Origin of the sequence: Haloferax sp. AB510 (genome assembly GCF_024136985.1) — an archaeon.
Taxonomy (GTDB): Archaea; Halobacteriota; Halobacteria; order Halobacteriales; family Haloferacaceae; genus Haloferax.
Map to the genome: position 1 here is coordinate 1 of NZ_JAMYJY010000240.1, position 566 is coordinate 566.

A 566-nucleotide genomic window follows, 5' to 3' on the forward strand; every position below is an offset into this window, starting at 1 on the left:
ATCAAGCAGGGTTATGCCGAGCCGTCTCTGAAAGCCGCTAAAGCCGGTAAAGCGTTCCAGTTTGAACGTGAGGGTTACTTCTGCCTGGACAGCCGTTACAGCACGGCAGAAAAACCGGTATTTAACCGTACCGTCGGTCTGCGTGATACCTGGACTAAGATCGGCGAATAATAACGCTGGCATGGTCAATGAGAAACAAACGCCGCGTAATGCGGCGTTTTTTTTTGAGGGTTAATGGCGTTGCAAAAGTTCAGCTACTCGCTGCTGGCTGCGTTCCAGCGCGGGGGCAGTCTCCTGTTTTCCTACTGTCACCTGATTGACCATTTCACTGAGAAGTAGCGGAGCCGGTGACATCCCCCATCCCTGTGAAATTCTTCTCACCGACGGAACCAAAGACCTGCATATGCGGATACTGAGCAATCAGTTGAGTCGTCAGATCGCCAAAGGCTTTAATAGCCGGGTTATCTTTGTAAACGGTGTGTGCAGCAACGGCTTTTGTCACCGGCAGCATCGCCCCTGGCGACATTAATACCCATTCTGCGGTATTTTGCGCTTGCTCCATAATG

The 566-nt window shown here is 51.4% G+C and carries 1 protein-coding gene; it reads right to left on the reverse strand.

Annotation, left to right across the window (positions count from 1 at the left end; genetic code table 11):
- Positions 1-325: 325 nt before the first annotated feature.
- The coding region (locus NKF06_RS20805; protein ID WP_253246479.1) for a hypothetical protein at positions 326-566 on the reverse strand (241 nt) is incomplete at its 5' end.